This is a genomic window from Hamadaea sp. NPDC050747, from assembly GCF_040654195.1.
GTDB lineage: Bacteria > Actinomycetota > Actinomycetes > Mycobacteriales > Micromonosporaceae > Hamadaea.
On record NZ_JBFAHM010000011.1, the window covers coordinates 56,873 to 81,929 of the forward strand.

At 70.1% G+C, this 25,057-nt stretch carries 13 protein-coding genes; 8 read left to right on the forward strand and 5 right to left on the reverse strand.

The genetic code is table 11. The features are described from left to right. Nucleotides 1-23 precede the first annotated feature (23 nt). From AB0H43_RS25935 to AB0H43_RS25945, 3 genes are all read right to left on the reverse strand, one after another. Nucleotides 24-866: an SDR family NAD(P)-dependent oxidoreductase gene (locus AB0H43_RS25935; protein WP_360003257.1), complete on the reverse strand. Its 843-nt coding sequence runs from the start codon at nt 864-866 to the stop codon at nt 24-26. Nucleotides 867-936: 70 nt separating this feature from the next. After that, entirely contained in the window at nt 937-1,959 is a 1,023-nt protein-coding gene (locus AB0H43_RS25940; RefSeq protein ID WP_360003259.1) for a hypothetical protein, read from the reverse strand. A 23-nt stretch (nt 1,960-1,982) separates the two neighbouring features. Then, nucleotides 1,983-2,873: an RNA polymerase sigma-70 factor gene (locus AB0H43_RS25945; RefSeq protein WP_360003261.1), complete on the reverse strand. Its 891-nt coding sequence runs from the start codon at nt 2,871-2,873 to the stop codon at nt 1,983-1,985. Nucleotides 2,874-3,150: 277 nt separating this feature from the next. On the opposite strand from AB0H43_RS25945, the gene AB0H43_RS25950 reads away from it, so the two are divergent. Both AB0H43_RS25950 and AB0H43_RS25955 read left to right on the forward strand, forming a co-directional pair. Then, entirely contained in the window at nt 3,151-3,750 is a 600-nt protein-coding gene (locus AB0H43_RS25950) for a hypothetical protein (RefSeq protein ID WP_360003263.1), read from the forward strand. Nucleotides 3,751-3,849: 99 nt separating this feature from the next. Then, entirely contained in the window at nt 3,850-4,452 is a 603-nt protein-coding gene (locus tag AB0H43_RS25955) for a hypothetical protein (protein ID WP_360003266.1), read from the forward strand. 3 nt (nt 4,453-4,455) lie between these two features. Here AB0H43_RS25955 and AB0H43_RS25960 read toward each other — a convergent pair whose 3' ends face one another. Then, on the reverse strand, nt 4,456-7,278 hold the full coding sequence (locus tag AB0H43_RS25960; RefSeq protein ID WP_360003267.1) for an AAA family ATPase: 2,823 nt from the start codon (nt 7,276-7,278) through the stop codon (nt 4,456-4,458). Nucleotides 7,279-7,399: 121 nt separating this feature from the next. On the opposite strand from AB0H43_RS25960, the gene AB0H43_RS25965 reads away from it, so the two are divergent. From AB0H43_RS25965 to AB0H43_RS25975, 3 genes are all read left to right on the forward strand, one after another. Beyond that, a complete protein-coding gene (locus AB0H43_RS25965; RefSeq protein ID WP_360003269.1) occupies nt 7,400-7,999 on the forward strand; it encodes a dihydrofolate reductase family protein in 600 nt (199 codons plus the stop codon). Nucleotides 8,000-8,002: 3 nt separating this feature from the next. Then, the gene (locus AB0H43_RS25970) at nt 8,003-8,596 is read left to right on the forward strand and encodes a dihydrofolate reductase family protein (RefSeq protein WP_360003271.1); all 594 of its coding nucleotides are present in this window, start codon (nt 8,003-8,005) and stop codon (nt 8,594-8,596) included. Nucleotides 8,597-8,791: 195 nt separating this feature from the next. Continuing rightward, complete coding sequence (locus AB0H43_RS25975; RefSeq protein WP_360003273.1) at nt 8,792-10,270, forward strand: mannitol dehydrogenase family protein; 1,479 nt, start codon at nt 8,792-8,794, stop codon at nt 10,268-10,270. 226 nt (nt 10,271-10,496) lie between these two features. On the opposite strand, the gene AB0H43_RS25980 is transcribed toward AB0H43_RS25975, so the two are convergent. After that, nucleotides 10,497-10,865 (reverse strand): hypothetical protein, encoded by a 369-nt coding sequence (locus AB0H43_RS25980; protein ID WP_360003275.1) that lies wholly within the window; start codon nt 10,863-10,865, stop codon nt 10,497-10,499. 168 nt (nt 10,866-11,033) lie between these two features. Here AB0H43_RS25980 and AB0H43_RS25985 point away from each other — a divergent pair, with 168 nt between their 5' ends. From AB0H43_RS25985 to AB0H43_RS25995, 3 genes are all read left to right on the forward strand, one after another. After that, nucleotides 11,034-11,684, forward strand: coding sequence for a peptidoglycan-binding protein (locus tag AB0H43_RS25985; protein WP_360003278.1), 651 nt, complete (start codon nt 11,034-11,036; stop codon nt 11,682-11,684). 74 nt (nt 11,685-11,758) lie between these two features. Further along, on the forward strand, nt 11,759-14,911 hold the full coding sequence (locus AB0H43_RS25990; protein ID WP_360003280.1) for a BTAD domain-containing putative transcriptional regulator: 3,153 nt from the start codon (nt 11,759-11,761) through the stop codon (nt 14,909-14,911). Nucleotides 14,912-15,158: 247 nt separating this feature from the next. Continuing rightward, nucleotides 15,159-24,977, forward strand: coding sequence for a polymorphic toxin-type HINT domain-containing protein (locus AB0H43_RS25995; protein WP_360003283.1), 9,819 nt, complete (start codon nt 15,159-15,161; stop codon nt 24,975-24,977). Nucleotides 24,978-25,057: the final 80 nt, after the last annotated feature.

Sequence of the window (25,057 nt, forward strand, 5' to 3'; positions counted from 1 at the left end):
CCCCCGATCGAGGTGTGCGCCGGCTACTGCGCGAGGTCGCCATGTGCCGCGATGGACAGCTCCTGGGTGTCGTCCCAGTTTCGGAGCCGGTCGGCGTACGCCTTCTGAATCATCGGGTAGAAGCCCTGCCCGAACAGCACCCGCAGCGGGGGGTTTTCCAGATCGGCCAGTCGCAGCAGCGTCTGCGCGGCGGCGGCCGGGTCGCCCGCGGGTTGCTTGCCCGCGAAGGCGGCGAGCCGTTCCCGCAGCGGGTCGTAGGCCGGGTGGTGGGCGGCCACATGGCCGTTGTCCATCGGGTCGGGGTTCTTGCCGTCCCGGGTGGCGAACCCGCCCGGCTCGATGATGGTCACCTTGATGCCGAAGCCGGCGACCTCCTGGGCGAGTGCGTCGTTCAGCCCTTCCAGGGCCCATTTCGAGGCCATGTACGCCCCGCCGAGCGGGGTGGCGATCAGACCGGCGGCTGACGACAGCTGGATGATGTGGCCGGAACCCTGCTCCCGCAGGTAGGGCAGGACGGCCTGCACGACCCAGACGGCGCCGAACAGGTTGGTCTCCAGCTGGTCGCGCAGCTGCTGCTCGGTCAGCTCCTCGACCGCGCCGATCTGTGCGTACCCGGCGTTGTTGACGATGACGTCGAGGCGGCCGAAGTGTTCGCGGGCGCGTTTGGCGGCCTCGAAGACGGCGGCGCGGTCGGTGACGTCCATCCCGAGCGGCAGCACTGCGTCGCCGTAGGCCTTGACCAGGTCGTCGAAGCCTGTGGTGCTCCGGGCGGTCGCGGCGACCCGGTCGCCGCGAGACAGCGCGGCTTCGACGAACCGGCGGCCCAGGCCGCGCGACGAACCGGTGACGAACCAAACCTTGCTCATTGCGATTTCCTTCCGGTGAGCGGCGCCGAGTCAGGCGCCGCAGGACTTTGGTTGCGGGCGACGGCCTGAGTCAGGCCATGACTGCCACGGGCGGTTGCGCCGCTGGGCTTTGCTGGTTGGTGTGACGAGTGCGAAGGCCTCCGGCCACGCACAGGACGACGCCGAACGCGAGCCACGAGATCAGGACGACGGTTGCGTGCGTGGCGCCGTGGCCGTCGAAGAAGGCAGTGGACCGCAGCAGCTGACCGCCCGCGCCGGGTGGCAGCAGCTGGCCGAGCGAGCCGGACCAGCCGGGCAGCATCTGTGGTGCGGTGGCGGTGCCGGACAGCGGATTGCCGACGAGCATCATGATCGCCGTGCCGAGCCCGAATCCGGCGAATCCCAGCAGTGACTCGAGTCCGAGGATGCTCAGCGACGTGGCCGCGATGGTGAGGGCGACCGCGCCGCTGTTGGCCCAGTAGGAACCGTCGATCGACCCGAGCCAGAACTGCAGGATGGCCGTGACCGCCAGGCCACCGGTGACGGCGAACGCCAACGCGCCCGCGACGCGGCGGACGATGCCTCGGACCAGCCGGGTCAACAGCACGGCGGCGGCCAGGCCGCCCATGACCAGCGGCAACGCGCCCGCGGAGAGACCTGCGCCACGCGGATCGTCGCTCGGCAGCGGAACGAGGTCGCGGGCCGGGACAGCCACGGCTGCGGGTTGCTGGTTCAGGCCGCCCGCGATGCTGTTCAGCGCTTGGGCGACCGCGACGCTCGCGGCGGAGGCGGTGATGACCTGGGCGGCCCCGGAGCTGAGGTCGATCGCGCCGTATACCTCGCGATCGTGGATCAACTTTTCGGCCGCCGCCGTGTCGCCCACGGCGGTGATCTCGAAGGCTCCGGGAAGCCGCTGATCGAGGGTGGTGGTGACCTGCTGGACCGCGGGCGGCGGTCCCGCGACCGCGATCGGCACGTCGTGCAGCGACGACCGGGTCGACGGCCAGGCGAAGGCGGTGAGCAAGAGGCTGATGCTCATGGTGAGCAGGCCGACCGCCCCGGCGACGATCGTCCACGGGGACGGCGGGGGACTGGTCGTGGTCTGCGAGGACATGTCGTCTCCTTGGTGAGATGGCTTCATCGCCGGGTGAGCCGGGTGGCGGACTCGATCCGGGTCAGCTTGTGGGGATTGCGGACGTAATAGATGCCGCGGATGCGGGCGTTGGAGACGCTGACCGTCAGCACACCGTCGAGGTCGCCGTCCAGGCGCAAGAGCAGCGCGGGGTTGCCGTTGACGGTGGTGGGCTCGCCGGTGAGGACCGCGCCGACGCGGGACAGCCCGGCCATGAACATGCGGGCGATCTTCTCGGCCCCGGCGACCGGCTTCGGCACCGCCTGCTTGACACCGCCGCCGTCGCTCACGAGGACGACCTCCGGCGCCAGCACGTCGAGCAGACGCTGCGTGTCGCCCGTCTCCAGCGCGTGCTGCAGCGAGTCCAGGGCCGCTCTGGTCTCGCCTTCGGACACGACCTGGCGTGGGCGGCGGGCGTCGACGTGCTGGCGGGCGCGATGGGCGATCTGGCGTACGGCTGCCGTGTTCTTGCCGATCGCCGTCGCGATCTCGTCGTAGCCGAGGTCGAACACCTCGCGCAGGACGAAGACCGCCCGCTCGGTCGGCGTCAGCGTCTCCAGCACGAGCATGACCGCCATGGACATGCTCTCGGCGAGTTCGACGTCCTCGGCCACGTCCGGCGCGGTGAGCAACGGCTCGGGCAACCACGACCCGACGTACGCCTCCTTGCGCCGCTTCATGGTCCGCAGCCGGTTGAGCGACAGCCGGGTCGTGATCCGCACCAGGTACGCGCGATCGTCGCTCACCTGCGCCAGATCCACCTTGACCCAGCGCAGCCAGGTCTCCTGCAGCACGTCCTCGGCGTCGGCCGCCGACCCCAGCAGTTCGTAGGCGACGGTGAACAGCAGATTGCGGTGCGCGACGAAGGTTTCCGTCGCCGGATCGAGTGCGTGCACAGCAGGGGCCTTCCGGGTAGGTGCTCGGCCAGCGTTGTTCGCTTCGGCCTCTAGACACCACAGCCGCCCAGCGTGTGACAGGGCGTGAACGGGGTCACTAAAACGCGGACGCGGGCCACCGGGCGCCGAGCGCACGCGAGCAATTGCCTACATCTGGATGTCCCGATGTTCGGACGGTGACGCCCGCGCGGGAGGACTCTGAAGGGTGGATCGGCGGTGCCCAGTCGGGACACCGCCTGGAGGTATGGGAGTCGAAGTGTACGCACGTTCAACAACGGTGATCGCCGATCCATCGTCGATCGATCGGGCCGTCACGCTGGTACGCGATGAGATCATGCCCGCGCTCATGGCAATCGACGGCTGCATCGGGGTGTCGTGCCTGATCGAGCGGGATTCGGGCCGGTGCATCGCCACGTCGGCCTGGGAGTCCATGGAGACCATGACGGCCAGCGAAAGTCAGGTCGCTCCGCTGCGCAGTCGGCTGACGGCGTCGGTGGGGGCCGCGGGGCCGCTTGTCCAGGAATGGGAGATTCCGCTGATGCATCGGGCCCAACCGGCTCCGACCGGCGCGTACGCCCGTCTGTCGTGGCTGCAGGGCGACCCGGCGAACGCGGACGACTCGATCGAGTCGTTCCGGATGGTGCTGCCCATGCTGGACGAACTGCCCGGATTCTGCAGCGCGAGCCTGCTGGTCGACCGCGACAGCGGGCAGGCGGTGTCGACGGTGGTGTACGAGAGCTCGGCGGCGGTGGCCCGGACCCGGGAGGTCGGCCAGTCCCTGCGGAACAGGATCGCCCAGCAGGCGGGGCTCGACATCATCGAGGTGGCCGAGTTCGAACTCGCGCTGGCTCATCTGCGGGTCCCCGAATTGGTCTGACGCCATAGCGCGTCATCGGTCCGCGGCCCGGACGCAATCCTGCCGGACTGTGGCACCCAGGATTGCGTCCGGGCCACCGATTCCGGAGCGGATTTTCCAATGCGCTTTACCGGCGCGCGCTGGGACACTGCTGCGGTGGAGATCTTTCGCTGCGCGACGTGCGGGAACGAGCTCAGCGTGCCGGTTCGGCAGGTCGAGCTGCACGCAGGTCCGCACTGGTTGCTACTGGACTGCCACCACGTGAATCCTCCGCGGCTCGATCCCGGCACTTATGCGATAGATCAGGCGGCGTACGGCCGGGATCAGGTCGCCGGCACCTTCGTCCTCTCGCCCGGCGACGTACGGGGCACCCGATTCGTCCACGAACTGGTTCTCACCGGCTGCTGGTCTCTGGTGGGCTGGAGTCCGTGCGTAGCCTGCGACGAATGCGGCGCACTGGTCGCATCCCGAACCGATGATTGTGATTCCGCGCAGGAGACCCGTTTCTACCCTTCGACCGTCGTCGTGGAGCGCTGCGACGATCCATCCGGCGACGATCGAGATCCCTTCGGGCTGATGGCCGACTGGGACGAGGAGGCGCCCGACACCAGACGGGCCGGCTGGGTGCCCAAGCCGACGCGCCCACGGCCCGAGCTCGTTGCGACTCGGTGGGGCGGCCGTGGTCTGAAAGAGAGCCTCTACCGAGACGACCCGCCGGCCTGATCTTCAGAGGAGTCCGGATTCGTGGGCGAGCACGGTCGCCTCAGTTCGGCTGGCCGCCCCGAGCTTGGTGAGGATCCGGGCGATGTGGGTGGCCACCGTGTTGGGCGTGATGAACAGCTCCGACGCGATCTGCGCATTCGTCCGGCCGCGTGCGAGCACGCGTAGCACGTCCAGTTCGCGTGCGGTCAACCCGAAGTCGTTGGGGGCTTTCGGCGTACCGGAGTCGAGCCGTCCGCGTACCACTAGGTCTTCGATGCGGGCCAGGAGTGGCGCGGCCTGGAGCTGTTCGGCCAGAGCCCGCGCTTCGCGGAGCCGGGACCGTGCGCCTGGCTTGTTGTTCGTGGCCAAGGCCGCACCGGCCGCGTCGAGCAGCGCAGTCGCAGTCTCGTATGGGTTGTGCAGCTCGCGCCAGGCGGTCGCCGCCTGGTCGTAGTCGCCGAGTTTGCCGCTGCGACACGCTGCGAGCGCCAGCCGGTAGGCGGTCAGCGCGGGCGACTCGCCGGTGATCGTGTCGAGCAGGTCGGCGAGCATGACCAGCCGTGCCTCGGTCTGTTGCGCGACGACCTTGTTGCGGGGTGCCGCGGCCCGGCGCGCCCGCTGAACCTCGGCCCCGATGTGCACCATGCGGCGCAGGTCGGACTGGAACCACGCCCGTGAGCGCGTCGCCAGCGCCTCGTCCAGTACACGGTCGGCCTCGTCGGGGTCGCCGCGGTCGAGCGCCCAGCCGATGCGCAGCACGAAGATGTCCGTCTTGATCTCCGTGCCCCAGGTGATCTGGCGGCTCCACGTGGTGAGCTGCCGCAGCAGCACCTCGAAGCGGTCGAACTCGCCGCGCCACCGGGCGATGCGGGCGGCGACGATGCGCAGCGTCGCCGTGTAGAGCGGCGGTGGCTCGTCGGCCAAGGCGTCGTCCACCACTGCCAGGGCCTCGTCCCATCGGCCGAGCAGGGTCAGGAACGACGCCCGGGCCGCCGCGAGCATGCTGCCGCGCGACCGCACGTGCCCGAGCTGCTCGGCGAGCCGCTGCCCGGTCGCGGCGAGGCTCACGGCTCGCTCGTAGTCACCGGCCTGACCTGCCAGCAGCGCTTCCCACTGGAAGGTGGTCAGGAAGACATGTTCCGCGCCGACCCGCTCCGCCGCGGCTCGGGATCGCGCGAATTCCGCATGCCCACGCTCGCGGTGCCCATCCTGTCCGTCGACGGCGGCGAGCACCAGCAGCGCCGGCGCGCGAAGCGCGTCGTCGTCGAGACGCTCGGCGATGTCCCAGGCCTCGCGAGCCGCGCGCCGCGTCGAGTCCAGCTGGTACGCCCCGGCGCCGACGAAGGCCAGCGTCGACAGCAGACGGCTGCGCAGCGCGTCGGCCGTGCCCGGCGGCACCAGGTCGACGGCGCGTCGGAGGTCTTCGCTGCCGGTGCTGTCGATGCGGGCTTGAGCCTGCCCGCGGAGCCCGAGGAGGCGGGCCGTCCGTAGCGGGTCGGCAGCTTGATCGATCTCAGCGAGCGCGGCGGTGCAGTGCGCGACACCCGCGATCGACTGGCCCGCCGCGAAAGCCGCTGCGGCTGCGGTCTCCAGCACGGTCGCCCGTTCGACGTCCAGCAGGTCGGGATGCCAATGGGCCAGCACCAGCTCCAGCAGGTGCAACTGTTCGTCGTACGCGTGTTGCCGCCCAGCGCGGTCGGCTGCGTGCCACGCGACGGGTACGGCTTGGTCGGGTTCACCGGCGGCCAGCCAATGTGCCGCGAGGGTGAGATCGTCTCCGTTCCGGGCGGCCAGCGCGGTCGCGTACCGCTCGTGCCGTCGCCTGCGCTCGGCGGGCAGCATCGTCGCATACACGGTTTCCCGGATGAGGTCGTGGCGGATGGCGTACGCCGTGTCGGTGGCGGCCACCAGCCCGGCATCGACGAGATAGCCGAGGGCGGTCCGCAGGTCGGGCTCGGTCAGGCCGGACAGGCCGGTCAGGAGGCGGTCGTCGACCTCGTCCCCGGCAACGGCCAGCAGGTCCAGGACGTTTCGTGCCGGGGCGGGCAGCGTGCTGATCCGGTCGGACAACAGGGCGTGCAGATCGTCGGCGGGCACCTCGCCGGAGTTGCTCAGGGCCTCGATGAACAGCGGGTTGCCGCCGCTGCGGCGGTGGATGCGGCGTGCGCGGGCGGCGTCGGCCGGGGTGCCGTCGATCGCCTCGAGCATCGAACCGACCGCTCGTTCGTCCAGCGGTTCGAGGGCGACGCGGACGACTTCGGCCCGCCGGCCGATCTCGGCGAACAGCACCCGGCTCGGCCCGGCCGACTCCGCCCCGGTACGCATCGTGCCGATCAGGAGCACCGGGGTGTCGGCGAGGTTGCGGGCCAGGTAGGCGAACAGCTCGCGGCTGGCGGCGTCGGCCCAGTGGAGGTCTTCGACCACCAGCACGACGGGTCGCTGCCGTGCGCAGCCGACGACGACGGTGAGGACTTCTTCGAGCAGGCGGGCTGGGGCGTACCGGTCGGGGGCGGGGCCGAGTTCAGCGAGCCAGTCGCTCAGCGCCGGCGAACCGCTGGGCAGCAGTCTCCGCACTTCTGGGACGCCGAGCCGGCGCAGCAGCTGGCGTATAATCGCTACAAAGGGCACATATGGCGCGCCATCCGAGCCCAGCTCCAGGCAATGGCCGGTCAGCACCAGCGGATCGCTCGGCAATTCGGACACCGCCGCCGCGACCAGGCGTGACTTGCCGATGCCCGCCTCGCCCGAGACCAGGACCGTCACCGGCCGGGCCGCGCAGACCAGCTCGTACGCGGCACGAATCGCCGTCGCCTGGTCTGTCCGGCCAACCAGGACCGGACTGACCACGGACGCAACCATTCCCCGCCGCCCCCAAATCCGGACTCGATCTCACCAACTCTGACGACGACGCGCCCACCCCTCCCGGCGAAGACTTCACCAGGAACAACGTCGACCTTAGGAGACAATCGTGGACACCGGCAAAAGCCGCACCGTCGTCGCCAACATCTCGCTGTCGCTGGACGGACGCATCTGCGGACCGGGCGGCGAATACGACATGGGCTGGATCGTGCCGCATGCGATCAGCGACGAGGCCCGCGCCCACATGACCCGCGTGACCAGCGCGGCCACGACAGCACTGCTCGGGCGCAAGAACTTCCAGGGCTTCTCCGGATTCTGGCCCGCCGTCGCCGAGGACGCGACCGCGCACCCCGACGACCGTGCCTTCTCCCGCTGGCTCGACGCCGTGGAGAAGGTCGTCTTCTCGACCACGCTGACCGAGGTGACGTGGAACAACGCCCGGCTCGCCGACGCCGACCCGGCGACCGTCGTCAAGCGACTGCGCCAGCAAGACGGCGGCGACATCATCGTGCTGGCCAGCACCAGCGTCATCCAGCAGCTGCTCGGCGCGGGGGAGGTCGACCAGCTCAGCATCACGCTTTGCCCGGAGATCGCCGGCGGTGGCGTGCGGTTGTTCGACGACGGCCTGCCCGGCAGCTCCTGGGAGCTCATCGACACCACCGGCACCAGCAGCTCGGCGATCTGCCTGCGCTATCAGCGGAAGGCCTGAGCCATGCGCAAACTCGTCGTCTGCACGCTCATGTCGCTCGACGGATACTTCGAGGGCGAGGGCAAGAACTTCATGGTCATGCCGGCCGACCACAGCTTCGACGCGTACTGCGCCGAACGGCTGCGTACGGCCGACACGCTGCTGCTGGGCCGGGCCACCTTCGAACTGTTCCACGGCTTCTGGCCTGCGGTCGCCGACAATCCGGGGGCCAGCGCCGATCAGCGCGAGATCTCCAAACGCGACAACGAGCTCCAGAAGGTGGTCGTCTCCGACACGCTCACACTGCAGCCCGGTACGCCGTGGGTCAGCAGCACCCGCGTGGTCAGCCAGGCCCAGGCAGTCGACACCGTGCGCGACCTGAAGGCGGAGCCGGGCGGCGACATCCTCACCTTCGGCAGTAAGCACCTGTGGAACGGCCTGCTCGCTGCGGGACTCGTCGACGAACTGCACCTGATGGTCGGGCCGGCCGTGCTCGGCGGCGGTACGCCGGTCTTCGGCTCCGCGCCCGTCGCCGGGTTGCGCCGGATCGGGGTGCAGACTTTCGACGGCTCCGACAACGTCGTCCTGCGGTACGCGGTGGACGCTGAGAAGTCGTGACCCGGGGGAGCAGCTCGGGCGGCGGCCCGGTCCGCAGCCCGAGCTGCTGAGCTGTGCGTCATCGTATGCAGACGGCGACGGCCGGGTTCAGTCCGTTGCATCATGAAGGCCAGGCCTACGCGGCACGGCTCGTGGCGGCCGAGCTCGCGTGCGCGAGACGTTCGTGACACCGATCCGCGAAAGGTGCGTCACACCGTGACTGAGCTGACAGCTGCGACCATCGACCGACTCGACCCACGCGTGGCGACCCCGGCCTACGACCGCTCAGCGCTCCAGGTCGGCATCGTCCACTTCGGCGTCGGCGGGTTCCACCGCGCCCACCAGCAGGTCTACCTCGACGCGATCGCCGCCACCGGCGAAACCGGCTGGGGCGTCTGCGGCGTGGGTCTGCTGCCGCAGGACGCCGCCGCCCGCGACGCGGCCGCCGCCCAGGACGGTCTCTACACCCTCACGACCAACGCCCCCGACGGGAGCCAGGAGTCCCGCGTGATCGGCACGCTGATCCGCTACCTGTACGCCCCCGACGACCCGGCCGCTGTGCTGCACGTCCTCACCGCCGAGTCCACCCGGATCGTCACGCTGACCATCACCGAAGGCGGCTACGGCGTCGACGACGCGACCGGCGAGTTCGACCCGCACGACGAACTGACCCTCCGCGACCTGGCCGGGGCCAACCCGCCGCACAGCGCTTTCGGATACCTCACCGAGGCGTTGCGGCTGCGCCGAGACCGAGGCATCCCCCCGTTCACGGTGGTGACCTGCGACAACATTCAAGGCAACGGACACGTCGCGAAGAAGGCCGTCGTCGCGTTCGCCCGATCCCGAGACTCTCAGCTCGCCGAGTGGATCGACGCCGCAGTCAGTTTCCCCTGCTCCATGGTCGACCGGATCACCCCGGCGCCGACGGCACAGACGAGCCAGGCGGTGCACGACGCGTACGGCATCGACGACCGGTGGGCTCTGCAGTCGGAAAGCTTCATCCAGTGGGTCGTCGAGGACGACTTCCCGACCGGCCGGCCCGACCTGGCGTCGGTGGGCGTCCAGGTCGTTCCGGACGTGGAGCCGTACGAGCTGATGAAGCTGCGCCTCCTCAACGCCTCGCACCAGGCGATGTGCTACCTCGGGCTGCTCGACGGGCAGACGTGGGTCCACGACGTGAGCCAGGACCCGGTCTACGTCGCCTTCCTGCGCCGCTACATGGACGCCGAAGCGATGCCGACGCTGCAGCCGGTGCCCGGCGTCGACCTGCCGGCGTACTGCGACCAGCTGATCGAACGGTTCGCCGGTGAGGCGGTACGCGACACCCTCGAGCGCCTGGCGGTGGACGGGTCCGACCGGCTGCCCAAGTTCGTGCTTCCCGTGCTTCGCCACCAGCTCGCCGTCGGCGGGCCGATCGACTGCTCTGTCCTGGTCCTCGCCGCGTGGAGCAGGTTCCTCGAAGGCGGCCTGGGCGAGAACGCCCGCACCATCAACGACCGGCGAGCAAGCCAGCTGCTACCACTGGCGGCCCAGGAACGCACCCGTCCCGGCGCGCTGCTGGAGTTCACCCCGGTCTTCGCCGACCTGGACGGCGACCAACGGTTCGTCACCAGCTACCTCGCGGCCCGGGCGGAGCTGGCCAGTCATGGGCCGCGCGCCACGATGCAGGCCGTCCTCCAGAACCTGGCACCATGACCAAGGTCAACGCCGCTTCTACGATGGCGTGATCGCGTCAACTCCTGAAGGCAATCCCGTGGCCCCGCGGCCGCGCTGGGCTCAGCCGTCGACCACGCCTCGGTCCGGGACGCGGCGATCGCGGCCACGGCCCACGACGCCGACCGACGAGGTTGATGTCGATGACCTTGCGAAAGTGGTCGGCGGGTTCGGTGATTACGAGTCGTAATCTCCCTGATCGGCGGAATCAGGGAATTCGTCGGCGGACCTCGGCCGCGATCGCCGCGTCGGACGCGCCGTCGCCGATACTCGCGAGGCAGGCTTCGACGGCCTCGCAGATGGTGCGTGGATCCCGATGGCGAACCTCGACGACGATCTCGCCGCTGAAGTCCGGCCGGGCCACGACCAGTCCGTAGGCCCCGTCAGGGTCGCCCTCCGGATACCAGCCCAGATCGACGAGGTAGCCCTCCGGGTCGGCCTGCCAAGTGCCGTCGACGAGCGTGCAGCTGCTCAGCTGGAGCAAGTCCTCGGTGTGGTGCCAACGCTGGTCCTCGGTGAACGTGTTGTATCGCACCAGCCATCCCGCCGGTATGCGCAACGGCAGCAAAGCCGGCATGTGACTGTCCGTCCCTCCACTTTCGCGGCTGATCCTTCGACAGCCGGATGCCGGCCAGCGTAAAGCCTGGTGTCGCGGTGGGTGTACGCCCGATGTACACCGACGCATTGCCATGCGTGATCGCCGTCCCTAGGGTGCGGGCACAGATCCGTCCCTGGGGAGGCTCCCGTGTCTCGACTTCTTCGCACGTTCGCCGCCGCGCTTGTCACGATGGTGGCCGCCGCTGGTGTCATGCTGGGATTCGTTCCCAGCCCGGCGTACGCCGCGACCACGCTGTGCACCTCGACGCTTCGCTACGGCGACAGCGGAAGCTGTGTCAGCAAGCTGCAGACCCGGCTCAACGAACTCGGCCTGGACTGCGGCAACAAGCTCACGGTCGACGGCAGTTTCGGCCGGTTGACCCGCATGCGCGTGTACGCCTTCCAGGGCCGGTTCCGGCTGGCGGTCGACGGTGTCGTCGGGCCGGACACCCGGTCGGCTCTCGCGTCTGCCACCGGTGGCATGGGCGTGATCTGCGCTTCGACGGTCGCCGACCACATCCGGGCCATCTGGCCGGACGGGGTGCAGGACAAGGCGATCCGGGTGGCGCGCTGCGAGTCGGGGTTGAATCCGATCGCCGTGGGCGGGCCGAACACGAACGGGACGCTCGACTTCGGGGTCTTCCAGTTCAACGACGGCGGGACCTTGCAGGAGTACCTGCCCGGCGACACCCGGGCGGCGAAGGTCGACAGCGCATTGACCGCCGACGACAACATTCGGGCGGCGCTGCGTCTCTATCAGGCGCGAGGCTGGCAACCGTGGTCGTGCCGTGACGCCTGACGCCACGCTCACCGAGTCGCGTCGCCTGCCGCACGGTGCGTGTGCGACAGCTGACGCAGCGACGTGGTCTGGGCGTGGTAGAACCGTTGGCCATGCGGTTCCTGATGCTGGGGGCGCTGGACGTCCTGGTCAGCGGTGTGCCGATGCCGTTGGGTTCGGTGAAACAGCGGTTGCTGTTGACGGCTTTGCTGCTGTCGCCCAACGAGGTTCACCGCACCGGCGAACTGGCCGACCTTCTCTGGGGCGAGGACAAGCCCGCCTCGGCGGCGGCCAACCTGCGCACCTATGCCCACCGGCTCCGGCAGACGCTGCGGGACGAGCCGGGCGGGCCGAGCCGGTTGCACAGCCAGGGCGGCGGTTACCTGTTACGCGTCGAGCCGGGCGAACGCGACCTGGACGAGTTCGACCGTGCCGCGCAGCAGGGACGGCAGGCGCTGATCGCCGGGGATCTGCCCACGGCCGAACACTGGCTGGGGCGTGCGCTCGACCTTTGGCAGAACGGCCTGCTCGACGGGCTGGAGCTGCCTGCGGAACTGGCCCGGCGGGTGGCGTACTTGGAGGAGCAGCGGTTGCTGGTCGAGGAGGACTTCATCCAGATCCACCTCGACCGGGGGGCCGCGACGGAGATGATCGGCCGCCTCCGGCAACGGGTGGAACGGCATCCGCTGCGCGAGGGCGCGTGGCGGCAGCTCATGACTGCGCTCTACCAGTCCGGCGACGCGGTCGGAGCGGTCTCCGCGTACCTCGCGGCCCGGCGCACGCTGGCCGATCGGATGGGGCTCGATCCTCATCCGCGGCTCCAGGCGCTGTATCAGGACATCCTGCATCACAATCCGCAGCTGGCCGCGGGCGATCAGCCGTCGGTGGCCGAGCCCGGACTGGTCCTGGAACCGGCGCAGCTCCCGGCCGACGTCGCCGCCTTCACCGGCCGTGCCGGAGAGCTGCGGCAGTTGGACGATCTGCGGATTCCGTCCGGGCCGGCGGTGTACGTGATCACCGGCATGTCCGGAGTCGGGAAGACCGCGCTGGCGATTCGCTGGGCGCACCACGTCAAGGATCAGTTTCCCGACGGTCAGCTCTACATCGACCTGCGCGGGTATGCGGCCGAGCCGCCGCGGACACCGCTGGACGCGCTCACCCAGTTCCTGCGGGCGCTCGGCGTACCGTCGGTGCGCGTGCCGATGGACGCCGACGAGGCAGCCGCTCTGTTCCGGACGATGTCGGCGCACCGGCGAATGCTGATCGTGCTCGACAACGCGCGGACCGCCGATCAGGTGCGACCGTTGCTGCCGGGTGGACCCGGATGCCGGGCGGTGGTCACCAGCCGGGACCGGCTCACCGGCCTGGTCGCCCGGGAGAACGCGCGGCGGGTCAGCCTGCGACCGTTCAGCCCGGGGGAGGCGGTCGGCCTGCTGGAGTCGGTGCTGCACGGTCCGCGCCGGCATCGGCAGGACGACTTGTCCCGGCTGGCGGAGGCCTGCGGTCACCTGCCTCTGGCGTTGCGGATCGCCGCGGCGAAACTGACCGAGCATCCCGACGAGGACCTCGTCGGCTACGTGGACCAGTTGACCGCGCAGGGGCGGTTGCGTCAGCTCGCGGTGGACGACGACGGTCAGTCGTCGATGGCGGCGGCCTTCGAGGCCTCCTACCGGTCACTGCCCGTCGCCGCCCAGCGGGTTTTCCGGCTGCTGGGCGCGGCGCCAGGCGGCGACGTCACGGCGTACTCGATGGCCGCCATGGCCGGGCTCGGCCTGGCCGAGGCGGCGGGCCTGCTCGACGTGCTGGTCAACGCGCATCTGGCCGAGCCGCGGGGCCGAGATCGCTACGGCCTGCACGATCTGCTGCGCGAGTACGCGCGAGGTCTCGCGGAGACCGGGCGCGAGGTGCCCGGAGCCGTCGCCCGCCTGTGCTCCTTCTATCTGGCGACCATCAACAACGCGGCCGCCACCTTGTACGCGCACACGATCCGGCTGCCGGAGGGAGCCGGCCACACCAGTGCGGCCGCGCAGAACCTGGCCGACGCCGGGGCTGCCCGGCGTTGGCTCGACGACGAGCTGCCCAGCATCGTCGCGGTGATCGGATTCTGCGCCCAGTCCGGGCCGACCCAGATGACGTGGCTGCTCACCGATGCCTTGCGCGGATATCTGTGGATCCGGCGGCCGGTCGCCGAGTGGCTGCACGCCGCCTCGCTCGGTCTGGCGGCGGCCGAAGCGCAAGGGCAGCACGCGGCCACGGCGGCGATGCATCTGAGCCTCGGGCAGGGGTGCCGGGTGGCCGGCCGGATCGCCGACGCCGACGAGCATCTGCGCCGCGCCATTGTCGCGGCGGGGGACAGTGGCTGGGATGACGTGCAGGCGTCGGCGTCGACGCAGCTGGCCGTCGCGTACGCGGGCCGTGGCGCGAGCCGGGAGGCCGAGGATCTGCTCGAGCGGGCGTTGACGATCTACGGTCGGACCGGGCGGCGATCCAGTGAGGCCGTCGTCCTGACCAATCTCGGCACCTTGCACTTCCTGCTGGGCGATCTCAGGAAGTCGGTCGCGTTCGGACGCCGGGCGCTGGATCTGTATCGGCAGACCGGCAATCCGAGCGGGGAGGCCACGGTCTTGTGCAACCTGGGGATCGATCTGGCGTTGCTCGGCGAGACGGCGACGGCCCGCGAGCACCTCGCGGCGGGGATGCGGATCGCCGACGACCTGCAAGACCCGCTCAGCCAGGCGCTCGGCGAGCAGGGCCTTTCACTGGTCGCCGCGGAGGACGGCGACCACGAGGAAGCTTTGCGCCATGCCGACGCGGCGATCGACTTCGCGCGTCTTGCCGGAGACCCCGGTCATGCCGTGCGTTGCGCGGTCGAAGCGGCCTTGCTGCGGATGGATCTCGGCGACGCGTCTGCCGATGCCGCCGCCGAGTTGAATCGGTTGCACCACGAGGCGACCGCGGTCGGCAATTCACACGCCGCAGCCGTGGCGCTGATCGGACTCGGGCGTGCCTATCTGCGCGACGGCCGGTTCGCCGACGCCACGCGGAAGCTGCGGCAGGCCCAGGAACTGGCCCGGCAATGGCAATTCGAGCTGGTCGAGGCTGAGGCGCTCGGTGCGCTGGCGGCGGTCGCGCGGGCGGAGGGAGACCCCGGGCGAGCGCGTGAACTCACCGAGCTGGCCGCTGGACGGCTGGTGGTCTGTGGTCTGCCGCCGGATCGGCATCGCCGATTCCTCGTCGGCAGACCGTGAGGCGTCCGCGAGGCTGAGCAGCCCGCGGCAGTCGCTGCGCGCCAGGCGCCCCGGTGCGGGACGCCTGGCGCGTTCGCGTTGCGAGCCGGGTGCCGGACAGTTCAGCCAGGAACGGGACGCGGTTGAACTCACCGCCGCCGATAACAATTCGATGAAGACGAATTTTCTACGCGCGCGCCGAGATATCTACATGGGTGCATCGCATGTGGGCGATGTGATCCAGACGAGGTGTGCGCGGAGGTCCGTGATGCGTGGCGGCTACCCCGAACTGCTCAGGCGATCCCGGACGACTCGGTCGCGGCGCATACGGCTCCTTGCTCTGTCGCTGTCCGGGCTGCTGCTGTTCACCACAGCGGCCAGTGGGGTGTCGGGCATGCCCTGGCTGTCCCGGCCCGGCGCCACCGGCGTATCGCAGGACGCCGCCGCGTCGCCGCAGCAGCAATGGGCCGGCGTGAAGGGATCCGGTGACGCGTCCGGCGGCAGCGGTGGGCAGAAGAAGGTCAACCGCGTCATCCCCGCCTCGCAGCGGTCCCGCTACCCGCAGCACGAGCTGACCCGGGACCCGGTCGCCCCGGCCAACGTAGCGTCGGTCGCGACGGCTCCGGCGGTCAAAGCCCAGGGCTATCAGGCGGCCACCAGCCAGGAGCTGTCCGACCGGCGCGACGCGTACCAGCAGGTGTATGCGAATGCCGACGGGACGCAGACGACGGTCTTCTCCACCGCGCCGGTCAACTACCGCACCGCCAGCGGTGCGTGGGCGCCGATCGACTCCCGGCTCTCCGGCGACGCCGTCTCGGGCTGGCGCAACAACGCCGACGAGGTACGCATCGGATTCGCCGGCCGGGCCGACGCGCAAGCGCTGGCCGCCTTCACCGTCCCGGGTGGGCAGTCGGTCGCGTACGGGCTGTCGGGAGCGGCCGCCGTCAGCGGTGCGGCGGACGGGTCCCAGGTGACCTACCGGAACGTGTTGCCCGGCATCGACCTGGAACTCCAGTCGCTTCCGGGCGAGCTGAAGGAGACGCTGGTCCTGCGTACGCCGAACGCCGCGGGCAGTTACGACTTCCCGCTGCGGCTCGACGGGCTGTCCGCGTCGGTGCGCGACGGCGCGGTGGTGCTGGCCGACTCCGGTGGCGCCGTCCGGGCCGTGATCCCGCCGGGCTATGTCGTCGACGCGGCCGGACGTGCCGCACCGTCGGCCGCGGTTCGCTACGAGCTGCTGACGCTCGCCGGTTCGCCGGTGTTGCGGCTCGGCGTCGCCGATTCCTGGCTGCGCGATCGCGCCCGGGTCTTCCCGGTACGCGTCGACCCGACCGTCAAACTGCCGGTCGCCAGCGACCGCGCGGACTCGGCGATGTACGTCAGCGGCTCCACTTCCGCCTCCGGCTCCAGCGAACTGAGGGTCGGCACCGTCAACGGGGTCAACACCGCTTCCTACCTCAAGTTCGACGGGCTGGTGGACCGGCTGCGGTATCACACGATCTTCGGCGCACAGCTGCTGGTGGTCAACTACGACTCCGACTCGTGCTCGGCCCGCCCGGTGACGGTTCATCCCGTGACGGCGTCCTGGAGTCCGGGCACGGGCTACTCGTATCCCGGTCCGTCGGTGGGTGGTGCGCTGGCGCGTAAGTCGTTCGCGCACGGCTACGTCGCGTTCGGCGAGAACTCGTCGAAGTGCCCGGCGGCGGGGGAGGTGTTCGACCTCGGCGGCTCCGGCGCGGACCTCGTGCAACGGTGGGTCAACGGCGAGCAGGCCAACTACGGCCTTTCCCTGCGGGCGCTCACGGGGGCGTTGAGCGGCAAGCGGTTCGCCGGGCCGTCGACGGCCAACCCGCCGCGGCTGTACGTGACGCACAGTCCGTACAACGCCTCCTACAAGATCGCCAACCCGGTGCCCAACCCGCCGGTGTTGCAGAACCAGGACGGCCGGGTCAGCGTGACGGTCACCAACCGCAGCGCCGAAGCCTGGTCCGCGGGCAGCTACTACCTCGCCTATCGCGCGTACAACGCGAGGACGGGTGCGGCGGTGGGCCAGCAGCGCGCCGCGGACCTGACCGGGACGGTCGCTCGCGGGGCGAAGGTGACGCTCAGCGCGACCATCAAGCGGCTGCCGCCGGGCCGGTATTTCCTCGACTTCACCATGGTCCGCACCGGTGGGGTGGTCTTCACCGACCATCAGGTGCCGCCGGCGCGCATGGTGCTGGAAGTGATCGACATCCCGCCGGTGGTGCAGGAGCTGTATCCGCCCAACGGGTACTCGGCGCAGACGCTGTCGCCGCAGCTGTGGGCGCGGGCGGTCGACATCGACGCGCCGCCCGGCACGACGCTGAGCTACAAGTTCGAGGTCTGCCAGCAGACCTCGACCGGTGGCACGACCGGCTGCTTCGACTCGGGCTTCCAGGCCAAGACGGCCTGGACCGTGCCCGCCGGCAAGCTGTCGTGGAGCAAGACCTTCGTCTGGCGGGTCATCGTCAAGGACGGCACCAACGAGACGCCGTCGCCGCGGACGACGGTGCTCACCGCCGTCCCGCAGCCCGAGATCACCTCCCGGATCGCCGGATCGGGGGCCGCGGAGCAGGACCGCGAGTTCGACGCGCAGACCGGCAACGTCTCGACCGTCGCGATGGACGCCACGGTCAGCACGGTGGGTCCCGAGCTCAACCTGGTACGCACCTACAACAGCCTGGATCCCCGGCGCGACAGCCTGTTCGGAGCGGGTTGGTGGACCCGATACGACATGCGGGTCGTGGCCGACGGCGACGGGTCGGGCAACGTCACCGTCACCTATCCGGACGGTCAGCAGGTGCGGTTCGGCAAGAACCCCGACGGCACCTTCGCCGCCCCCACCGGCCGGACCGCGTCGCTGACCTGGAACGGCACCCTGTGGGTGCTGACCGACAAGGCGAAGATGGTCTACCAGTTCTCCGCCGCCGGTCGCCTGATGAAGATCACCGACGCGGCCCTGCGCTCGGTCGTGCTGACCTACAACACCGCCGACGGCAAGCTGGCCCGCGCCCGCGTCTCCAACAGCCAGACCAACACCCTCGGCCGGTCGATGCTGTTCACCTGGTCCGGCAACCACATCGCCACCGTCGCCACCGACCCGGTCGGCGGCATCGCACCGACGTGGACCTACACCTACAGCGGCGACCAACTCACCTCCGTGTGCGCGCCCGGCAACGCCTGCACCCGGTACGCGTACATGGCCGGGTCGCACTATCGGAGTGGGGTGCTGGACGCCAAACCGGAGTCCTACTGGCGGCTGGGTGAGGCGCAGGGGGTGGCCGCCGCCAGTGAGGTCGCGGTCAACCTGGGCAAGGACTCCGCCACCTATGCCAACGTCACGCTGGCCACGGCGGGCGCGTTGACGGGTACGCAGGAGACCGCGGCCGGCTTCAACGGAACCTCGTCCACCGTCACGCTGCCGAAGGGCGCGCTGAAGAAGTCCCGTGACGGCGCGGTCGAACTGTGGTTCAAACCGGCCGCCACCGGTGGCGGCGGGCCGCTGCTGGGCTATCAGGACAAGGACTTGAGCGCCACGTCCACCACCGGTGTGCCGCTGCTCTATGTGGGCACCGACGGCAAGCTGTACGGGCAGTTCGGCGGCCCGGCGATCGCACCGCTCGTGTCCACCGCGACCGTCAACGACGGACGCTGGCACCACGCCGTGCTGTCGGTGATGGGCGGGACCCAGACGCTGTGGCTGGACGGCGCGAAGGCCGCCGAGCGTACCGGCGCCTCGGTCGAGCATTCGCTGCTCACCTTCAACCAGGTCGGGGCGGCGTACGCCACCACGCCCACGTCCTGGCCCGGCTGGGGTTCGGCGTCGCGGCGCTACTTCGCCGGTGCGATCGACGAGGTGGCCGTCTACTCGCATCCGCTCGGTCAGGCGGCGGTCGCCGCGCACTACAGCTACGCCGCGGGCGCCAGCCAGCTGTCGTCGATCACGCTGCCCAGTGGCAAGATCGCCGCCGAGTTCGCCTACGACACGGCCGACGACCGGGTCGTCAAGCACACCGATCGGCACGGCGGCACCTGGCAGATCGGCACGCCGCTGGTCTTCGGCGGCAGCGACGACCTGCGCCGCAGTGTGCAGATCCTGGACCCGGCGAACCGTCCCTACCTGTTCGAGTACGACGGTCTGACCGGGCAGCTGCTTCGTTCGGGTTCGCCGCTGGGCTTGGAGACGCGCGAGGAGGACCTGTCCCTGCCGGTCGACCAGCCGGAGGAGCCGCCGACCGAGGTCTGCACCGCGCCCGACCCGAACGATCCGTCGTTCTGCACCGTCATCCCCGGCGACGCCGGCGGGCCGGTGTTCGTCCGGCACCCGCTGGACGGCATGGCGATCCGCACGTTCGAGTACGACGACGACGGCAACCAGACGGTGGTGACCAACGAGAACGGCGACGCCGTCCGGATGACCTACGACGGGCGGGGCAACGTCACCTCGACGCGGACCTGCCGCACGTCGACCGCCTGCTTCACCAGCTACTCGACGTATCCGGCGACGGTGACCGACCCGTTCGACCCGCGTAACGACCTGCCGACCGAGACCCGCGACGGCCGCTCCGCCAGCGGGTCCGACACCACCTACCGCACGACGTACGCGTACACGTCGTTCGGGGAGCTCGCCACCCAGGTGAACCCGGACGGCAGCACCGTGAGCCACACCTACACGACCGGTGGCGAGGCGGCGTACGGCGGTGGCACGGTGCCGGCCGGGCTGCCGCTGACCACCACCGACGCCCGGGGCAAGATCACCCGGTACGCCTACTACCAGAACGGCGACCTCTACCGCGTCACGCAGCCGTCCGGGCTGCAGACCATCTACGCCTACGACGCGCTCGGCCGGCTGGCCACCGAGACCGAGATCTCCGACACCTACCCGGCCGGCCTGGTCACCACCTACACCTACGACGCGTTGTCGCGTCCGGTGTCGACGACCGAACCGGCGACGACCGACACGGTGACCGGCCAGGCGCACCAGAAGAAGTCGACCACGACCTACGACGCCGACGGCAACGTCACCCGGGTCGAGGTCGACGACGTCGCCGGACCAGACGCGACCCGGGTGAGCACCTGGGAGTACGACGACTTCAACCACCCGGTCCGCATCGTCGACGCGGCGGGCAACGAGACCGTGAAGAACTACGACCGGTTCGGCAACGAGACGACGGTCGTCGACGCCAACGGCAACCGTTACGACTACGCGTACACCGCCCGCAACGCGCTGTCGGAGGTGCGGCTGCGCGACTACAAGGGCGACGGCGGCCCGAGCGTCGGCGACTACCTGGTGCTGCACACGTACGCCTACGACTACGCCGGGCGGCTGGCCAGCGACACCGACGCGATGGGCCGGCGGCTGGAGTACCAGTACTACGGCGACGACCTGCTGTACCGCATCGTCCTGAAGAACCTGCGCAACCCGGACGGGACGACCCGCGACTACGTGGTGGAGGAGGACGCCTACGACGGCGCCGGGAACATGACCCGGCAGACCGCCGCGAACGGCACCCAGGTCACCCAGCGGACCTTCACGAAGGTCAGCAACCTCGCCAGCGTCGTCACCGACCCCGCCGGCCAGGCGCTGACCGTCAACTACACCTATGACGCGATGGGCAACGTCACCCGCACTACCAGCACCGGCCGCCCATCCAACGTGCCGTGGATCGTGTCCACCACGACCGAGCAGACCGACTACGTCTACGACGACACGGGCAACGCCATCCGGCAGACCATCACCGCCGGGTCGGCCACCCGTGTGAGCACCAGCACCTACGACCAGCGCGGACTGCTCACCTCCACCACCGACCCGCTCGGCCGCACCACGACCTACACAAATGACGAACTGGGCCGGCGGATCAGGGCGGTCTCCCCGGCGGTGGCCGTCGAACAGGACGGCGGCACGGCCACCACGGTCACGCCGACGATCCTCACCGGGTTCAACACCTTCGACGAAGCGGTCAGCTACGCCGACGAGCGCAGCAACGTCACCCGCAACGACTACGACCAGCTCGGCCGGGTCGTCAGCAGCAGCGCGCCGTCCTACCGGGCGCCTGGTTCGCTCACGCCGGTCCAGCCGACCGTCACCGCCCGCTACGATGCGGCCGGCAACATCGTCGAGAAGACCGACGGGCTGGGGCACTCCACTCGCTACACCTACGACCAGCTGGGCCGGCTGACGGTCGTCGACGAACCGGGCGCCACCGACACCGAGCGGGCCATCACCCGGCGCACCTATACGCGTACCGGTGAACTGCTGTCGGCGACCGGGCCGACCGGTGCGCGGACCGAGGCGACCTACGACGACCTCGACCGCCAGATCACCTCGACCGTGATCGAGCGCTACCCGACGGCCCGCACGCTGACCACCCGGTACGCGTTCGACGACGCCGGCAACGTCACCTCGGTCACCTCGCCCGGCGGCAACGTCACTGTCAACGCGTACGACGCGCAGGGCCAGTTGATCCAGGTCACCGATCCGAGTGGGACCCGGATCTCCTACGGCTACGACAGCGACGGGCGCCAGGTCCGGGTCAGCGACGGGCTCGGGCGCACCGAGCGGGTGGACTTCGACCCGCTCGGCCAGGTGACCGCCGAGTCGGACGTCGCACCGGACGGCACGGTGCTGCGCAGCCAGACCTACACCTACGACGCCGTCGGCAACCAACTGTCGTCGACCAGTCCCGGCGGAATCACCACCACCTACGCGTACGACGCGCTCGACCGGCTGATCCGGCAGGTGGAACCGGTGTCCGACACGGTTTCCCTCACGACCGGCTTCGGCTACGACGCGGCCGGCAACCAGACCCGGTACACCGACGGGCGAGGCAACCACACCTTCTTCACCTACAACAGCCTGGGCCTGCTCGAGTCGCAGGTCGAGCCGGCGACCACCGCGCATCCCACCGCCGCCGACCGGACATGGACGCTGACCTACGACGTCAACGGGCAGCCTGTGCGGCTGGCGGCCCCGGGCGGGATCACCACCACGCAGATGTACGACGCCGCCGGGCGGGTCGTCGCCGAGGCCGGCACCGGGGCGGGCACGCCGCAGCAGACGTTCGGCTACGACATCGGCGGCCGGATGACCCAGGCGACGTCGGCGGCGGGCACCGACACGTTCAGCTACGACGACCGCGGCAACCTGCTCACCTCCGCCGGACGCGGGGGCACGGCCGCTTTCGGTTACGACGCCGACGGGCAGCTGATCAGCCGCACCGACGCGGCGGGGACGAGCAATTACGCGTACACGAGGGGCCGGCTGTCGTCGACCCGCGACGGCATCACAGGCGTGACGCAGAAGTACACCTACGACGCCGCCGGCTTCCTGACGAGCATCGACTACGGATCCGGCCGCGTCCGGTCGGTCACCTACGACAACCTTTCGCGGGTCGCCACCGACACCACCCGCAACGGCGCCGGCACGGCGGTCGCGTCGATCAGTTACGGCTACGACGTCGACGACCACCTGATGCGCAAGACCACCACCGGCACGGCCGGGGCGGGCGTCAACACGTACGCGTACGACAAGGCCGGCCGGCTGACGTCGTGGACCGGGCCGCAGGGCACCGTCGCCTACGCGTGGGACGCCTCCGGCAACCGCACCCGCGCCGGATCCAAGACCGCCAGCTACGACCAGCGCAACCGGCTGCTGTCGGACACCGACTACACCTACACCTACACGGCGCGTGGCACGCTCGCGTCGCGTACCAGCTCGGGCTTGACCGAGACCTACACCTTCGACGCGTTCGACCGGCTCACGACCGCCGGGAGCCAGACCTACACCTACGACGCCCTCGACCGGGTGGCCACCCGCAATGGCATCACCTTCTTGTACGCGGGCATGGGCGACGACGTCGTGGCCGACGGCTCCGAGCAGTACGCCCGAGGCCCGTCCGGCGAGGTGGTGGGCGTCGCGAAGGCCGGTGAGGAGTTGCTGGCGATCCGCGACGGCCACGGCGATGTGGTCGCCGGCATCGACCCGGACGACACAGCCCTGTCCCGGGTCGCGGACTCCAAGGCCTATGACCCGTTCGGTCAGGTGACCGCCACCGAGGGCGACACCGGGCAGCTGGGCTTCCAAGGGGACTGGACCGATCCCGATACCGGCCAGGTCGACATGGGAGCCCGCTGGTACGAGCCGGGCACCGGCGCGTTCACCTCGCGTGACACCGTCGACTACGACTCCGGCGACGCGATCCTGGCCAACCGCTACACCTACGGCGCGGGCGACCCGCTGGCCAACGCCGACCCGGACGGGAACTGGCCGTCCTGCGGCTGGTGCAAGTCGGTCGTCAACCGGGTGAAGAAGACCGCCTCCAGCGTCTGGTCGGGGGTGAAGCGCGTCGCCTCGTCCGCCTGGTCGGGCATCCGCCGCGCGGCGAGCTACGTGTGGTCCGGCGTCCGGTCGGTGGCCAGCTGGGTCGGCTCGGCGGTCCGGCGGGCGGCCAGCGCCGTCTCCTCGGCCGCCAAATGGGTCTACCACAAGGCGAAGAGTGCGGTCCGATGGGTCGGCAGCAAGGTCAGCAGTGCATACCACTGGGTGAGCCACAAGGTCTCGTACGCGTACCACCGGGTGTCCTCGACGGTCCGCAGCGTGGCGTCGTCGACGGCGGCGTGGGCTCGGCAGAAGGCCGAGCAGGCGCGCCGGGCGGTGTACGAGGCGAAGAAGCGGATCACCGAGAAGGCCCGCAACGTCATCGAGTACGCCGTCAAGCACAACCCGATCAAGGTCGTCGCGGCGGTGCTCAAACCGGTCGTGAACACCGTCAAGAAGGTGGTGTCGGCGGCAGCGCACATACCCGCCGCTGTCGTGGCCACGGTGCGTGATGTCGTGGTCGACACGGTGAAAGCCGCCAAAGCCGTCTACCAGACGGCGGTGACCGCGGCCGGTGCAGTCGTGCAGACGGTGTCCAAAGCCGCCGAGGCGGTGGCGGACTTCGCTCAGGCCGCCGCACCGTACGTCAAGACGGCGTTGAGCGTCGCCGCCGACGCGGTGGGCGTCACGGATCTCGTCGACTGCGTGACCAAGGGCGACCTGGAGGCGTGTGCCTGGACCGCCGCCACGATCGCCGGGTATGCCCTCGGCGGTGCCGGCGGCGGGGCGGTACGCGCCGCCCGCGCGGCGAGCCTGGTCGTGCGGCACGGCGACGACGTCGCCGACGTGGTCAAGACCGGCTCGAAGCTCGTCGACGACCTGACGAAGGCCGGCGACGACGTCGCGGACCTGGGTTCCTGCGCGGTCGGCAACAGCTTCGACGGCGCGACGCTGGTGCGGATGGCCGACGGCTCCACCAAGCGGATCGACGAGGTCACCGTCGGCGACAAGGTGCTGGCCACCGATCCGACGACCGGCCGCACCGGCGACTTCCCGGTCACCCACGTCATCGTCGGCGAGGGCGACAAAGACCTCGTCGAGGTCACCGTCGGCACAGGTACGGGCACCCGGCCTGACGGTGCGACCGCCGCCGTCACGGCCACCCGCGGACATCCGTTCTGGGATGCCGAGGCCCAGCGGTGGGTCGAAGCCGGCGACCTGCGACCCGACGAGGCGCTGCAAACCTCCAGCGGCGGCGTGGCCAAGACGATCACGACCCGGGAGTGGACCGAGCGCACGCGGGTCTACAACCTGACCGTCGACACCCTGCACACCTACTATGTGGTCCTCGCCGGGCTGAACCTGCTGGTGCACAACGACGGGGCCGGGGCATGCCCGATCCACCAGGCGGCGTCGTTGTCGGCCGCGCTGAAGGCCAAGAAGCCCGGCGGTAAGTGCACCTGCTTCGACGGGCCGCCGCAGGTGCTCAAACGCGAGCCGGTGCAGATGGCGACCAACAGCACGCGCAAGTCCGCGATGGACGCCGCCGAGCACATCGCCGACGAGTTCGCCCAGGACGCCACTGAGTTCTCCGCTCACGTCGGACATGGCGGCAATGCGATAGACGACCTCGTCGGCGGCCAGATCCCGATCGGGCATTCCGGCTTCGAAGTCGCCATCGTCGCCGGGATGGTCAGCGCCCGGGTGGGCATCCGAAAAGTCGGCCGCCTGATCTCCCGAGCCAGATAGCGACCAATCAGCCAAAGCGATGACCGAAGCGAGTTCAGGAGAGAAAGACTTGGCAATCGACGGACGAAGACGAGAGCTCC

Coding starts and splice junctions, on each gene's coding strand:
- AB0H43_RS25935 (WP_360003257.1), bottom strand. CDS start 866: ATGAGCAAGGTTTGGTTCGTCACCGGTTCGTCGCGCGGCCTGGGCCGC.
- AB0H43_RS25940 (WP_360003259.1), bottom strand. CDS start 1,959: ATGTCCTCGCAGACCACGACCAGTCCCCCGCCGTCCCCGTGGACGATC.
- AB0H43_RS25955 (WP_360003266.1), top strand. CDS start 3,850: ATGCGCTTTACCGGCGCGCGCTGGGACACTGCTGCGGTGGAGATCTTT.
- AB0H43_RS25970 (WP_360003271.1), top strand. CDS start 8,003: ATGCGCAAACTCGTCGTCTGCACGCTCATGTCGCTCGACGGATACTTC.
- AB0H43_RS25980 (WP_360003275.1), bottom strand. CDS start 10,865: ATGCCGGCTTTGCTGCCGTTGCGCATACCGGCGGGATGGCTGGTGCGA.
- AB0H43_RS25995 (WP_360003283.1), top strand. CDS start 15,159: ATGCGTGGCGGCTACCCCGAACTGCTCAGGCGATCCCGGACGACTCGG.